The organism is Clostridium sp. (genome assembly GCF_036642255.1).
Lineage (GTDB): Bacteria > Bacillota > Clostridia > Clostridiales > Clostridiaceae > Clostridium_J.
The window spans coordinates 1-15,785 of sequence record NZ_JAVWDJ010000044.1; the positions used below are offsets into that span (position 1 = coordinate 1).

General features: G+C 29.9%; 11 protein-coding genes. 2 read left to right on the forward strand and 9 right to left on the reverse strand.

What is annotated here, in order from left to right; genetic code table 11:
- Positions 1 to 422 precede the first annotated feature (422 nt).
- The 8 genes from RR409_RS17120 to RR409_RS17155 all read right to left on the reverse strand — a co-directional run bounded on the left by RR409_RS17120 (position 423) and on the right by RR409_RS17155 (position 12,364).
- Positions 423 to 1,142, reverse strand: coding sequence for a TIGR04282 family arsenosugar biosynthesis glycosyltransferase (locus tag RR409_RS17120; protein ID WP_332558988.1), 720 nt, complete (start codon positions 1,140 to 1,142; stop codon positions 423 to 425).
- 17 nt (positions 1,143 to 1,159) lie between these two features.
- Positions 1,160 to 2,170, reverse strand: a complete 1,011-nt coding sequence (locus RR409_RS17125) for a phosphotransferase (protein WP_332558989.1) — start codon at positions 2,168 to 2,170, stop codon at positions 1,160 to 1,162.
- An 11-nt stretch (positions 2,171 to 2,181) separates the two neighbouring features.
- Positions 2,182 to 2,856 (reverse strand): TIGR04283 family arsenosugar biosynthesis glycosyltransferase, encoded by a 675-nt coding sequence (locus RR409_RS17130; protein WP_332558990.1) that lies wholly within the window; start codon positions 2,854 to 2,856, stop codon positions 2,182 to 2,184.
- Positions 2,857 to 3,234: 378 nt separating this feature from the next.
- Positions 3,235 to 4,779: an amino acid carrier protein gene (locus RR409_RS17135; protein ID WP_332558991.1), complete on the reverse strand. Its 1,545-nt coding sequence runs from the start codon at positions 4,777 to 4,779 to the stop codon at positions 3,235 to 3,237.
- Positions 4,780 to 4,869: 90 nt separating this feature from the next.
- Positions 4,870 to 6,057, reverse strand: a complete 1,188-nt coding sequence (locus RR409_RS17140) for a MalY/PatB family protein (protein WP_332558992.1) — start codon at positions 6,055 to 6,057, stop codon at positions 4,870 to 4,872.
- 149 nt (positions 6,058 to 6,206) lie between these two features.
- Positions 6,207 to 7,496 (reverse strand): diaminopimelate decarboxylase, encoded by a 1,290-nt coding sequence (gene lysA, locus RR409_RS17145; RefSeq protein ID WP_332558993.1) that lies wholly within the window; start codon positions 7,494 to 7,496, stop codon positions 6,207 to 6,209.
- 692 nt (positions 7,497 to 8,188) lie between these two features.
- Complete coding sequence (locus RR409_RS17150) at positions 8,189 to 10,057, reverse strand: sigma 54-interacting transcriptional regulator (RefSeq protein ID WP_332558994.1); 1,869 nt, start codon at positions 10,055 to 10,057, stop codon at positions 8,189 to 8,191.
- Between the two features lie 294 nt (positions 10,058 to 10,351).
- The gene (locus tag RR409_RS17155) at positions 10,352 to 12,364 is read right to left on the reverse strand and encodes a methyl-accepting chemotaxis protein (protein WP_332558995.1); all 2,013 of its coding nucleotides are present in this window, start codon (positions 12,362 to 12,364) and stop codon (positions 10,352 to 10,354) included.
- A 791-nt stretch (positions 12,365 to 13,155) separates the two neighbouring features.
- Here RR409_RS17155 and RR409_RS17160 point away from each other — a divergent pair.
- A complete protein-coding gene (locus tag RR409_RS17160) occupies positions 13,156 to 13,707 on the forward strand; it encodes a biotin transporter BioY (protein WP_332558996.1) in 552 nt (183 codons plus the stop codon).
- Positions 13,708 to 14,197: 490 nt separating this feature from the next.
- Positions 14,198 to 14,707 carry a ferritin gene (locus RR409_RS17165; RefSeq protein ID WP_332558997.1) on the forward strand — a complete coding sequence of 170 codons (510 nt, stop codon included), beginning with the start codon at positions 14,198 to 14,200 and terminating at the stop codon, positions 14,705 to 14,707.
- Positions 14,708 to 14,825: 118 nt separating this feature from the next.
- Here the strand turns inward: RR409_RS17165 and RR409_RS17170 are convergent, their stop codons facing one another.
- Positions 14,826 to 15,752: an ABC transporter substrate-binding protein gene (locus RR409_RS17170; RefSeq protein ID WP_332558998.1), complete on the reverse strand. Its 927-nt coding sequence runs from the start codon at positions 15,750 to 15,752 to the stop codon at positions 14,826 to 14,828.
- Positions 15,753 to 15,785: the final 33 nt, after the last annotated feature.

Below are 15,785 nucleotides of genomic sequence, written 5' to 3' on the forward strand. Positions count from 1 at the left end.
CGGAATTAACTGGTTTTACCTTTTTCTCTGTTTAATTTTCAAAGACCAATTTGTTATTTTACTTTCTCGCCACTGCATCTCAGCGACAAAGAGTATTATATCAAGTACTTTCTCTCTTATTTTTATACTTATTACTATTTATAGAATTTAAATTTATTATGCTACAATTTTCTTTTATTTTCATCATATTCCTTTTAGCGACACACATGGTAGTGTTTAACGTCACTATTCACCCTTGATTCTATATTTTGCTCATACAATGCAAAATATGTAAAAAATTTTCCAAAACCAATTTTTCTTAACTTGTATTATTAAAAACTACTTCTCCTATTTCTATAGATATCTGTATTGATTTTCTACGTCCTTCTTATCCCCACCATTAATAAAGTAATGTCTAGTTCTTCACGAATTCTTATATTCTTCTACAAATTGTCACTATAAAGAGTTCCTATTACTAATTCACTAAAGTTAGTCTCTTTTAAAAACATTAAAGTACTTTCAGGATACTTACAGGGTTTAAATTCCTTAAAATAAAAGTCTTTAATCAACAATATTAAGTCTTCCTTAGTGTCTATATCATAAAGTTTAGTTCCTAACCCACAGGTAAGCCCTAGAGAGTTGATTTTGTGTATAGTTCCTTCCAAAACTGTTTTGTTTCCCCAATTTATATCGTTTTCAAAAATCTCTTCATAAATATTCTTCATACCAATCATATAATATCCACCATCATAAGTTGGCCCTAAACATACATCTTTTTCCTTAAGGACTTCTACAGCAAGAAGTATATCTTCCATCTGCACATGGGGTATATCTGTCCCAATAAGTAAAACCTTTTTATACCCCTTACCCTTTACATATTTTATAGCATTAGCCATCCTATCCCCTAAAGTCCTACCCCATTGAGAAAAAGCTTCTATATACTCTGGCACTATATGTTTTATAATCTCATAAGGACCATCCTCAGCAGTATATGTAAGATATATATCCATCTGTTTTTCAAGTTCATTACATAAAGAAAATATGTCCTTTAAAAAACACTTATGTAATTCTGCACATTGTTTTCCTGTTAAGAAATTCATAAGTCTTGTCTTAGTTCTTCCTTCCACAGGAATACGACTCATAATTATTAAAGCTGTATCCAAAATATCCCCCTAACCTATTAGAAATCTATATTGTATTCTTCTAATAAACTCTTTAAAAAGTTCCTTTCAAGATACAATTCTATTTTCTTAAAAGTTTCATTGTTTTTAATTGTTTTATATTCTTTTTTATATTCAACATATGCATAGGCACACCAACTTAAGGCTCTTAAATATAAGTAGGGATTATAAAGATTTATCCTTTCTTCAATATCCATTGATGGTTTATTTATAGCAGCAGCATAGGATTTTATAAATTTCTGATTTTCATCCTTTGATAATATGTAATTTCTTCTCCACAAGGTAGTTGTTGGTGCAAGAAACTGAGTTAAATCTTGACACGGATCACTTATTACTGGCTTTTCCCAATCTATTAAATAAGCTTTTTCTCCTATTATAAAATTATGTGAATTTACTTCTGTGTTATTTATAACCTGAAGCTTATTTTCACTAAAATATCTTTCTTTATGTCTATTTTTGTAACACCATTCTAAATAGTTAGTAAAAAATCTCTTTAATTCCATCGATGGAATTGGAGACAGAAAGAATTCTTTTAAAAGCCTTTCTCCTTCCCTAATCCTGTCACTAAATAAATTTTCTTCTATTATAAAATTGTTATATTTATTTGAACTTGCATCAATAGTATGAATTTGAGAAAATATCCTTGCAGCTTTTAGCAAATCAGTGTCATACTTCAATGGCCTTCCATGTAAATATTCCATTATTAATAATCCATAGTTTATTATCTCTCTCGAGTAATCAACATAGTATACCTTTGGTGTTACCCCACTTATCTCTAATACCTTCAACGCATCATACTCGTATTTAATTTGATTTTTTACTTCAATTTGACTACCTGTATTTATTCGGAAAACATATTTAGTGTTGTTATCTTCTATAATAAAATTTATATTATATTCTCCTTGTGCTAAAAAACTAACTACAAAATTATTTTTAATATTAAGTAGTCCACATAATCCTTTGATTCTTATATAAGTTTCTATTTGTTTTATTAATTCATGATTGTTCAAAAAAATCCCCCCTATCTAATATTCTTATATAACTTTGCTAACTCTTTTGGAGTTTTTCCAAGTATATATAAAATTTTTATTTTATGCATTAGCAGGTGTGTTTTTAAAGGTCCTCCCTTTATAAATCTTCTAGCAGAGGTTCCTATAGGTTTTCTTAATAAGATTAACTTTCCAATATATTTAATTCTTGTTGAAAAATCCCAATCCTCCATTATTGGCATATTCTTAAACCCTTTTAATTCTTGAAAAACATTCCTGCTTACAAATATTCCTTGATCTCCAAAGTATAACTTTAGATATTTAGCTCTCATATTTGAAGTAATATATATGTACTTTAAAAATGCAGATTTGTAGTCATAAAAGTGTAATGAAAATCCACCACCTACATACCCACTTGAAATAGCTCTCTCTATAGCTGTTATACTATTAACATCAACTATAGAATCTGAGTGAAGAAACCAAAATATATCTCCCTTAGCACTTAATGCTCCAGAATTCATCTGATTTGCTCTTCCTTTTTCACTTACCATTACTTTTCCATACTTCTTCGCAATAGTAACAGTATTATCTACACTGCCACCATCTACAACAATAATCTCTTTATTCCCCGGCAAATTATATAAACTAATAAGAATTTTTTCTATAGTGGCCTCTTCATTCAACACTGGAATTATTATAGAAACCAAAATCATCACCACACTTAAATTTTGTACAATTTTATATTAACATACTTTAATGCACACCTAACCAATGAAACTTATATGAATACTAAATACTTGCTTGTATATCTATTTTACTTTCTAATAGCTATGATTTTAATCGTGAATCACCTCTATTCCTTCCCATTCGTATACCTAGCGATGTTTTAACGCTATACTTTCCATATGTAGTGGCACTAGACATGCTCCATACATATCAGTTTTAAATTTATCATTAATTTTAACTATATTTGCTTCTATATTGCCTATTAAAATTTCAAGAGTCCTCTGGCGAAGTATGCTATACGTAAAAAAAGCTAAGAGTAAACAACTACTTAGCTTTTTTTGATATATAATATTATTTTGTTACATCCCTATGCCATCATCCCAAAATTTAGAATGAATACCTATAGATTTGCCTTTAAACTTAGCTCCCTTTGTTTCATTATAGTTATCTAAAGCCTTAAACACTATTTTAGATCCAATCAATAAAATCGGAACGTTAGCATAAACCACCATAATATTTACGAAATCAGAGATGTACCATAGATTTCCAAGTTCTAATCCTGCAAGTACAGTAAGTGCTCCAAATGGAACAAAGAATAATGCGCCAACTATACGTATTCCCATAATGAACTTCTTGCTTCTTGATATCAAGTTTCCTGATATCTCAGCAAATAAGATTAATCCTACTAATGTAGTAAAGGCAAATAGTCCATAGCAAACAGATAAAATAACCTTAACTATTGGATCAAATGCCGTACCTGGTACTAAGTATTTAACTGATTCTAGATACACTGTAAGCTTAGAATCTTTTATAGCATCCCAAGTAACTCCTGCCTCTCCAGTCCATACATGAGCCATAACAATTACAAACCCAGTCATTGAACAAATTATCATAGTGTCAAGGAATACCCCTATAGCTTGAACAAATCCTTGTTCTACTGGATGGTCATTATCTGCAACTGCTGCTGCCATAGTAATTGTACCTTGACCAGCTTCATTTGACATTAATCCACGTTTAATACCTTGAGCTAGTGCCACTCCAAAGGCTCCTCCAAATAAAGCTTGAGGTTTAAAGGCTCCTCCAAAAACTGATGTAAAGAAGTAAGGAATCTGATCAAGATTAAATAATATTATTATAAGAATAACTAATGTATAAATAACTGCCATTACAGGTACCATTAAATCAGTAACTGCTGTTACACGCTTAAGTCCTCCAAGAACAGTAAGTGCAACTGTAATTACTAAGAATATTGCAATACCATAATAAACTCCAGACTGCCTATCAAAAGTAGTGCCAGCCACTGTATCAGCCACTGAACCTAAGCTTGTGAACAGATGAAAAGTTTGGCCTGGAATACTAAACAAGGCATAAACTGTGAAAATTATAGATAATGTTACTCCCACCCAGCGCTTATCACCAAGAATCTTTTGTCCATAGAATGGAAGTCCACCAACAAATTCACTACCCTTTTTCTCTTTAAAAATCTGAGCAAGTACCGCTTCTCCAAAAGCAATAGACATTCCAAAAAATGCAGAAACCCACATCCAAAATAGTGCGCCAGGTCCCCCAACGGATATAGCACCAGTTACCCCCATAATATTTCCAGGTCCAATACGCATAGCTGAACTTAATAAAAATGCAGCCAGTGGGCTAATCCCTGTATCTGAAGCTTTTTTCTCTACAAGAATACGAATTCCAGTTTTAAATCTTTTACATTGAACAAAACCAGTTTTAAAAGTAAAATAAATCCCTGAACCTAAAAGTAAAATTATTGCTAATGAGAAGTTTCCTAATACAGGAATATCTCCATACCACTGAAGATTTGTGGGAAAATCCCACAGAAAATCAGCGATTGGAACTATAAACTCGAAAAAGTTATTGATAGCTTCGAAAAATGCCTTCATATTATATTCCCCCTAATTTTTTATAATTTGAATGCTCAATATAATCACCTTGAGATCTTAGTTTAAGTGAACTTTTAAGACTAAGTGAGTTTAATTGCTACTTTTACTAATACTATCTACTGCCTTTTTTATTCTCTCTAGTCCATCTTCTAAAATATATCTTGGACAAGCTATATTCATCCTAGCAAAACCACCTCCATCTTCACCAAACCAAAATCCATCATCCAGCGCTATTTTTCCTTTTTCCTGAAGTAATGTTGAAAGTTCTTCATTTGTTAACTTTAATTCTCTAAAGTCCAACCAAATTAAATATGTCCCTTCAGGTTTAGTTACTTTTACCTGAGATACATTTTTTCTTAAATATTCTATCAAGTAATTTGCATTACTTTCTAAATATACTAATAATTCTTCTAGCCATGGTTCACCACTGTTAAAAGCAGCCTCCATAGCAACCAAACTAAAGGGATTGTTTCTTTTCATATCCAAAACTCCAAGTTCATAATCAAATTTCATTAATTCTTCTTTTCTTGGAAAAGATATGAATGAAGCTTGTAGTCCTGCAATATTAAAAGTTTTACTTGCAGCAAAACATGTAATGGTTATATCTTCTATTTCTTTTGATAGAGATGCAAAATGGATAAACTTATGATTCTTGTATACTAAATCTCTCCATATTTCATCAGCAATTACTCTTACATTATTCCTTAAACAAATTTGAGCCAATCTTTCTAACTCTTCCTTAGTCCACACTCTTCCCACTGGATTATGTGGATTGCTCAGTATAAACCATTTTACTTCTGGATCTTCACACTTTTTCTCAAAATCCTCGAAGTCTATTGAATATCTTCCTTCTTCCTCCTTTAATTTATTTATAATTAAAGTTCTGTTATTTTGTTTAACTACATTAGAAAAAGGATAATATACTGGTGTTTGAATAATCACCTTATCTTTTTCACTAGAAAAAAGTCTTAAAATTAAAGATATAGAGGGAACAACTCCTGGTGAGTGCATCAATGTTTCAATGGAGACATTGTAATTATGCCTTCTTTTAGTCCACTGAACTGCACTGTCAAAATATGAATTTGGTCTAGATACATAACCAAATATTTTCTCTTCTAACTTATTTCTCATGGCTTCTAGTATTTCAGGAGCTGTCTCAAAATCCATATCAGCAACCCACATTGGTAATAAATCATCTGATATAAAATTCTTCCCTATTTCATCCCATTTAGCTGAGTTATTTTTGCTTCTATCTACTTTTTTATTAAAATCATACATAAACTAATTCACCTCCGATATAATTCTATACTTATAGGTATTTAATTTTCTACAACCAAGAAAATCTAAGATCTTACATTAATAAATCTTCTTTGATTTTTAAGGTTTTTAATATCAACATTTCTTGAATTCTTGCTATTAATAAATATCTATATTACTTCCATTGCTATTAAATCTTCATAGCTTTCTCTTTTTACTATTATTCTTTCTTCTCCATGATTAACCATTACTACTGCTGGTCTTGGAATTTTGTTATAATTGCTAGACATAGAGTAATTATACGCACCAGTACTCATTACAGCTAATATATCTCCTCTTTGAATACTTTTAGGTACTAGAAGATCCCATATTAGAACATCCCCAGATTCACAACATTTTCCAGCAATGGTCACAGTTTTATCTCTTTCATAATTTAGTTTTGTAGCTATATAAGCTTCATATTTTGCATGATAAAGTGCTGTTCTTGGATTATCTGGCAATCCTCCATCCACTGATACATAAGTTCTTACCTCTGGGATTTCCTTTACAGTTCCAATATTATAAAGAGTTATACCAGCTTCACCTACAATCCATCTACCTGGTTCAATAAAAATACTTGGTATACTTAAATTGTATTCACTACATTTTTCTGAAACCTTTTCCATAATCGCATCTACAAAATAGCTAAGAGGTTTTGTGTTATCACTTTCAACATATTTTATGCCAAATCCCCCGCCTACATTAAGTTCTTCGATAACTACATTCATTTCCTCCTTAAGATTCTTCATAAGTAAAGTTGCATTTTCAATAGCCTTAAGATGGTTTGAGTTGTCAAAAAGCTGAGATCCCACATGGAAATGTATGCCTCTTAACTTTATATTAACAGATTTAACTGCTTTACTTATAGCTGCCTTTATAATTTCTTCATTTAATGGAATTCCAAACTTAGAATCTTTTTGTCCTGTAGAGATATATTTATGAGTGTTGCAATCTATATTCGGAGTTATTCTAAATAAAATTTCTACAATTTTATTTTGCTCACAAGCCAACTCATCTAATAGAATTAATTCGTCTACACTATCAACAACTATTCGACCAACGCCTCTCTCAATAGCCATGATAAGCTCGCCTCTAGTTTTATTGTTCCCATGAAACATTATATTTTTAGGGTCCACCCCTGCTTTTAGTGCTACAAATAGTTCTCCACCTGAAACCACATCTAATCCCAAACCTTCATCTTTAATCATTTTCCCCATTTCAAGGGTGAGAAAGGCCTTACTTGCATAAAATGCTTTAGTATTAGGGTATTTATTTAAAAAACTGTCTCTTACTTCCTTGCACTTATTTTTGATACTAGGTTCTGAAATAACATAAAGTGGAGTACCATACTTTTCAGCTAATTTTTCCACATTGCAATTAGAAAAATATAAAGTTCCATCTCTGTTTTCTATACCAAACATATAACCACTCCTAAACTCTTATTTCATATATTTGTTCCCATAAATTTCGCAGATTGTGTGATGGTAAAAAAATATGCCACATATTTGTGAAGTTAATAATAGAAACTAATATTTATTAAAAGCAAGTTCTGTGCCAAATAAACTTAAAATTAATCAATTCTTAAACTGTCTCCTTGCAGTGGTTACAGCGTTTATTACTTTATTTATGAAATATTAACTAGAGTGTTTTTCCGAAAAACTGAACTATGAGGATAAAAAACTTCTTTCTAAGGCAAATTACTTTAAACCTAAATTCCTAATAACTATTCTTCCTTATGTTTTAACTTTGACAAGGTACTTAAATTAATTGTAGTTATTCTTGATGTATCCTCATTAGCTGATGACTTTATATTAATAATATAATATACTTTGATCTTAATTCAATTTAAATATATAGAATCTTACCCCCGTATTTTTGTACAAGCGTAACTTTCCGAGTTTTTGAACATTTTCCGAAAATGTGAACTACTTCTATTTTTTCTTAGACATTACAAGTTTATTTATTTTAAAAATATAACATTATAAAATCTCTTAATTATTTATTCTTCTACACTTATCAAGTTCATTTAAATTAGATTTTCTAGGAAAATTATAATTATAGATAAAGCTTAAAATACGGCTTTAAATATGACTAAAATAATGAAATCTTGTACCTATTTGTCGTCACTTAAGTTCTCTATTTTAATACCATATTTTTTTATTTTGTCATAAAAACTAGTTTTTCCTATAGCCAACTCTTTAATAGAATTTTTTATATTCCCTTGATTATTCTTTAAAGAATTTAAAATGATTTCACATTCATATCTCTCTAAACATCCTTTTAAGGTTCCTGTTTCAACTTTATTTTCTTTAGTGGTTTTTTCAAAATGTAGGTTCTTTGAATATATTACATTTGAGTCACTGAGACTTACTGCTCTTTCTAATATATTTTCTAATTCTCTTATGTTTCCTTGCCAAGGGTACCTAATTAGTTTTTGCATTGCCTCACTGGTAACTATGAACTTTTCTTTGTTTAGCTTAAAAGTTATCTTAGGCAATAGTAAATCTACAAGAATAGGCACATCTTCTGACCTGTTTCTTAAGGCTTCAATATATATGGGAATAATATTTATTCTATAGTATAAATCTTCTCTGAATTTACCTTCTTCAATGGCATTTTCAAGATTCTTATTAGTTGCAGAAATTATTCTTGTATCTACAGTTATTTCTTCTATTCCGCCTACCCTATAAAACTTCTTATTTTGGAGAAAGTTTAATAGCTTCCCTTGGGTAGACATGGCCATGTCTCCTATTTCATCTAAAAATAAAGTACCACCATTAGCTAATTCTAATAATCCTATTTTTCCATTCTTTTTTGAGTTTGTAAAAGCTCCCCCTTCATATCCGAAAAGTTCGCTCTCCAGAAGACTTTCTGGTAAGGATGCACAATTTATATGAATAAATTTATTTTCATTTCTAGAGCTTAATCTGTGGATTTCCTTTGCTAAAGTGCTTTTTCCAGTACCACTTTCCCCTAATATTAGCACTGAAGAATTTGTCCTAGAAGATTTATAAGCTAGGGTTTGTACATTTTTGATATGACTACTTACACCAATAAATTCCTTAAAACTCTCTGTTATTTTCTCGTTTTCTAAAAGGGATTCTGTCTTCTTTAAGTTTTCTAAAAGTATATTTCTTTCCTCTACAACTTTCCTTAGCTCCGTGATATCTTCTACCTTAAGCATGGCACCATACTTTTTATTTCCATCATAAATAGGTGTTATAGAAGAAAGAGTAGCAATGCCATTTATCTCCATGAATTTATTTTTCAAAGCTATATCACTATCTGTGGCTGCTTTAAAAAATTCTATCATTTCTTCATTTTTTTCATGTATTTCAAATAAGAAATTCCCAATAGGCTCAAGAACCTTTGCATTTTGTCCCTTTTCTCTGAAGGACTTGCCATTTAAAATTTGTTTTATAGTCTCATTTCTTGCAGTATATCCATGACTTTGATAAAATAAAACTTTGCCTTCTCTTAAAATTATCATATGTCCAAATCCATTATTATATTTGGTTTCATAGCTTGTACTATTTATTTTTATATCTAGTATCTTCAGATGATAATCTATACTTAATTCATAGGAAACCTTTTTATGTTCACCTACCAACGTAGCTTTTCCATTTTGATTTTCGGGCTTAATAATCTTGTAATTAGATACTATATCTTTACATTTCTCCGATTTATTATAGATTCCAAAGCACAAAATTGAATCCTCTAGCATTATATTATCGTCATAAATAGAAATTTTTTTCAAGTCTTCTCTAATTAAGTTACCATCATCTTTTCCAAATTTATTGTCTACGATAAATACAAGATCCCCATTTTTTATAATTCCAGCATCATGACCTACTACTTCTTGTCTAAGTATTCCAAATATATCTCTAGCAATCTTGTTATAAGTCGTGATTATTCCCTCAGTATTTATTACAATAATGCCCTCTGATATGTTATCGGTTATTTCCTTTAATATGCCATTCATATAATCACCCTCAATTATTCCTTGAAGCTACATTCTATATATGTTAATTATATCTTTGCAAATTCCAATATTCTGTCATATATTGTCGTCAGAAACTTTAAAATTTATATTTGAAATGTATCGTAGCTATATTCAATGTCATTTTCACCCATTCCCTACTTTTCAACATTGCTTACGTATATTTATGAAAGAAAAATCCCTACAGAAATTAAATTTCCATAGGGATTTCCGCTCATTTATGCTATAAGGTTTTATATCATTGAGCCTGTTTATTTATTTAAGTTAAGAGGTAGACTAAATTTTAAAGTTATTAATTTCTCCCTCAAGCTTTTCTGATAACAGTTGTAAATCTTGTGCATATTGAGTGAAATCATTCATGGTAGCAGTAATTTCCTCAGTAGAAGCTGAAACCTCTTCTGTAGCTGAAGCCGTTTCCTCTGAAATAGAAGAAACATTTTCAATTTGACATACTACATTGTCCTTTTTCTCTTGTATTTCATCTATAAAGTTTTGAACTTCTCCAACTTTATTTGTTAATGCAAAGATACCATTAATAATGTTATCAAATATTTCTTTAGTTTTATTAACAACTTGAGTTTGATTATTAACAGCAATTTCATTTCCATTCATAGCTTCTACTGCTGCTATAGATTTCTTTTGAATATCATTAATAATAGCTTTTATTTCTTCAGTAGAATGTTTAGATTGATCTGCAAGTTTTCTTATTTCATCCGCAACTACTGCAAACCCTCTACCAGATTCTCCTGCTCTTGCTGCTTCGATTGAAGCATTTAGTGATAGCAAGTTTGTTTGTTCTGTAATTTGAGATATAGCATCTGAAATAGCGGTGATTTGAGTCATACTGCTATTAACATCCTTAACTAACTTACCTACTTCTATAGATGAAGTTTTTGTTCCGCTGGATATTTCCATTAACTCTTCAACCATAGTAAGTCCTGTACTACTTAACTTTTCCGTATCAGATGATATATCTCCCATATCCTTTGTAGATTCTGATATAACATCAAGTTTAACTGATAGTTCTTCCATATTGGTAGCACTTTGAAGGGTACTTTCTGCTTGTTTTGTAGATCCTAAAGCGATTTCATCCATAGCTTGCGCCACTTGATGTACAGCTGCCGTAGTTTGTTGTGACATTGCTGCTAGGTTACTTGCAGTTTCTAACACAGATTTAGAAGAATGACCAACATTTTTCATTAGGGCAGACATACTTCCCATCATATTATTGAAAGCAGCTCCCAGCCTATTAAACTCATCCTTAGACTTAATTTCTACACTAACAGTTAAATCGCCCTGAGATGCTTTATTAATAGCTTCTTCTACTTTTTTTACATTATTTGCTATACCCTTACTTATAAATATTGATAATGCTGCAACTACTATTCCAACTAAAAGCACTGCTTGTAAAATTGTATATAGTATTTTATTAGTATCATTTAAAAGTTCGCTATTTTGAAGCGTTGCTACTATCTTCCATCCAGTTAAATCGCTAGTTCTATATACTGCATATTTTTTTTGTCCTTCAAACTCATAATCTGCAAAACCACTTGGTTTTTTTTCCATATCAGCCCAGAAGCTTTGCTGTTTCATAGTATCAGTGCCTATTAGCTCTTTCTTAGGGTGAGTTATTAGAACTCCTTTATCATCACTAATAGCTACATAACCTTCTTTACCAATTTTAATAGCTGATAAACTCTCTGCTAGCTTTCCAAGAGATATATCCATTCCTACAACACCAGTGACATTTCCATTGTTCTCTACAGTTTTAGATAAAGTCACTGTATATGCTTTAGTAGCTGTATCCACATAAGGAGGACTTATAACTACTTGCCCCTTTTTACTTAAGGCCTCTTTATACCATCCTGTAGTTCTTGGATCAAATCCATCTGGAAGAGTTACTTCTGGATAAAGTAATAACTTTCCTGTCTCCGTACCATAAAACATTGTACTTATGTTTGTATCTGTACTTTGGGCATCTTTTAAAAATAGCTTAATGTAATTATCCGAATCTGGAACAGTTTCAACATTAACAAAATTATAGTTTACTGCCAACATCTCTAAAGGATTAGACATAGCACTAAAATAATTTGTTAGCCCACGGTCAATTTCTTCTAATGTTTGTCCACTTGTTATTTCTAATTTTTCGTTAAGTAGGGAATAAGATTGAAAATAAGTAAAACCTCCTACTGCAATAAGTGGGATTAAACAAATAGCTAAAAAACTTCCTATAAGTTTTGCTCTTACTGATTTTAGACCTAGCCTTTGAGATTGCTTTTTGATTTCCATTTTTTGTACCTCCCATAAATAAAATATCTTTAGAACTTATATATAAAGGGTAACTTTGTTAATGTTGATTTAGAGTAATGTTCAAATTGAATTTTTTTACACCAATGATTAATTAAATAGAAAGCAAATATTCTGTAAGAAATTATTTACTAGAACTTTTTATTAAGATTAAATAATTAATTAGTTCATTTTGGAGTAATTTATGTAATAAACCTATATTACAATAAAATGTTGAGTTGCGAGGTATCACTTTTCAAATGCAAGCATTTGCTTTCTTTTTTAATTTGATTAAAATCAATATTAAAACCCTTGAAATTAATTAACAAATAATTCATATATAAGACTTATATATATTTATCGTAAGTATAATATTAAAATTTAGGGGATTTTAGTCGAAAAATAAAATATTTTGTTGTTAACTTTTTCACTAAGATGAAACTTATGGTAAATATTCAAGTATATAAGAATAAGGAAAATAAAACTCTGTAAAATTACTAAATAAATGTAGTTTAATAAAACTTTTGACTTAGAAAAACCTTTATGTTATTATAATTGTAAACCTCGTATATTTTTTACGTTTACAATATTCGAATACTTAAAAGCTTTTTATTACTCTTAATTGATATCGTCAATTGTTTATATGATTAATTAAAAATAGTTTTAATAATCTACATTTTTATGTACTTAATCCTATTTAGAATTATGTCTAAAACATTGCTATGAAAAGAACAGTTTACTTTAAGCCAAGCTAACGTTAGTATTAAATATTTTTTACATAAAGGAGACTTAAAATGAAATTATCAACTCGTGATCTAATAATAACTTCGCTATTTACTGCATTAACTGCTATAGGTGCTTTCATCTCAATTCCCATAGGGCCAGTGCCAATAACATTGCAGAGTTTATTTGTTATCTTATCCGGACTAATTTTGGGTAGTAAACTTGGAATGCTTTCTCAAATTGCTTATGTGCTTTTAGGTTTAGTTGGACTTCCTGTTTTCTCAGGAGGATCTGGTGGGCTTGGATCCATATTTCATCCAACCTTTGGTTTCTTAATAGGATTTATAATTGCAGCTTATATAGTTGGTAAAATTACAGAGAAAAATAAATCAATTATAGCAATAGCCCTTGCTGTAATTTTAGGTAGCATAATAATATATGTTGTTGGAGTTCCATACTTTTATTTAATATTTACAAATTACATGGGAAAAGATATAAATTTCTATGGCGCCCTTAAATATTCTTGTATACCTTTTATTCCTGGAGATATTATAAAAGCTTCAATAGCTGTTGTATTAGGAAAACAATTATTGACTAGACTTTCAAAGGTAGTTAACTTTTAATTTTGTATACTCGCCATCACCTAAATTAATAAAAAGGATAAAAAGGTAGGTTCTATTAGAGCCTATCTTTTTTATTTGATGGTTTTTGGCTTTTATTTATTATACTTAACTTAACATAATGAAATAGCACTCCATTAAAATTAAACTGAACTCTTAATGAAATAATAGTCATATTACTTTTTTAAATGTCTTGGCAATAAAATAATACACCTATTAAAAATTATCTTATCTAGTGATGATTTATATCTTAATTAATAAAGATTTACATTTTAGCATTTCCCTAATTTACTAATAAATAGTAATTATTACTTGAAAATTATTATTTATATGGTATTATATAGTAAAACCAACTTTTTATTCCAAAGAATATCCTTTATTGAGGATTTTAAATCATATATGTCCTGGTGACATTTCTGTGATTACAATAAATTTCTATGGGTATAATTAAAATTGGGCTAACGAAAATTTATCGTTACAGGAGGAATATTTTATGATAAGCGAAAGACTTTTTAATGAATTAAACAAACAAATGAACTATGAATTTTATTCATCTCATGTTTATTTAGCACTAGCTGGATACTGTGCTTCTCAGGACTTAGATGGATTTACAAATTTCTTTACAGTGCAAGCAGAAGAAGAAAAATTTCATGCAGTGAAATTCTTTAATTTTATAAAAGAAATGGATGGCAGAATAACTTTTGAGGGAATTCAAGAGCCAAGGAATGAATATGATTCCATATTAGAAGCTTTTTATGTTACTTTAGAACACGAAAAATCTGTTACTGATAGAATTTATAACTTAATGGATATAGCTACTGAAGAAAGAGAACATGCTACTATCAGTTTCTTAAAATGGTTTATAGATGAACAAGTTGAGGAAATGTCTACTGTTTCAGCTATTATTAAAAAACTTCAAAGAATTGAAAATGATCCGCATGCTCTTTATAGTTTAGATGCGGAACTTGCTACAAGAACTTTTGTGCCACCTGTGGCTCCGTAATTCAATTCGCATATTAAATGAGTTATATCCAAATAAAGTAAATAGCAATGTTTATATAGACTATAATAGGAAAAGAGCTAAATATAAAGAAAAAGCATGGGGAACCATGCTTTTTTCTTTATTTTATGAATTCAAAATTACTAATATCTTCAAATTTATAATCCTTCTTAACTGTTCCTTTAGATTTAGTCCATTTTAAAACGTCTACGAAAGTTTCTTCTGTAACTTTTCCTGCTTTTTCATATTTTGCATTACCATTTAAATAGCCTGTAATTGCATCTGGGAAGTTATATTTCTTTAGAATTTCACTATATTCTTTTGCATCTGTGTTGCTCATATAATCTACAGCATCGTTATACGCTTTATAGAAGTTTTTAATTGCATTAGATTTTGTTGTTATAGAACTTTCGCTAAATAATATTGAACCTGCTTTTATTCCATATTCCTTAGAAGTTGCTAAAACCTTTGCTCCCTTAGCTGCAAGCATTGTAGCTTGAGGCTCTGTAAAGATAACTCCACTTATTTGGTCAGCAAGCAATGCTTCAAAACGAGCTGTGAATGATGGAATCATAGTTATCTTGTATTTTATGTTATTTTTTTCTGCCATCTTATCCATTATGTACTCTAACACATAGTTTGGAACTATAGATACATCCTTGTTGTTTAACTTTTCAAAGGTATCAATACCTGAGTTTGGTGAAGTTAATAATTTAAAATCTTCATTAATGTCAGAGGTAATTTTCATAGGAATGCCAGCTTCATGATAAGTTAGTGACGTCATTGTATCAGCTATAATACCATCAATTTTACCTGCTTGTACTGCTGCATCACGATCATTTGGTGCATTAAAGGCTTGCAGATCAAGATTAATTCCTTCTTTTTCAAAAAATCCTTTTTCTTTAGCAATAATTATTGGAATTGCTGATTCAGCTGGAAGTATTCCAAAGGTTAAGTTCTTATCTTGAATTACTTCCTTGTTTCCACAACCAGCTAATATCATTAATGTTGAAATACCGGCTAAAGTTAATGCTAATATTCTTTTCATCTTATAAACCCTTCTTCCTTCTTGTTAATAATT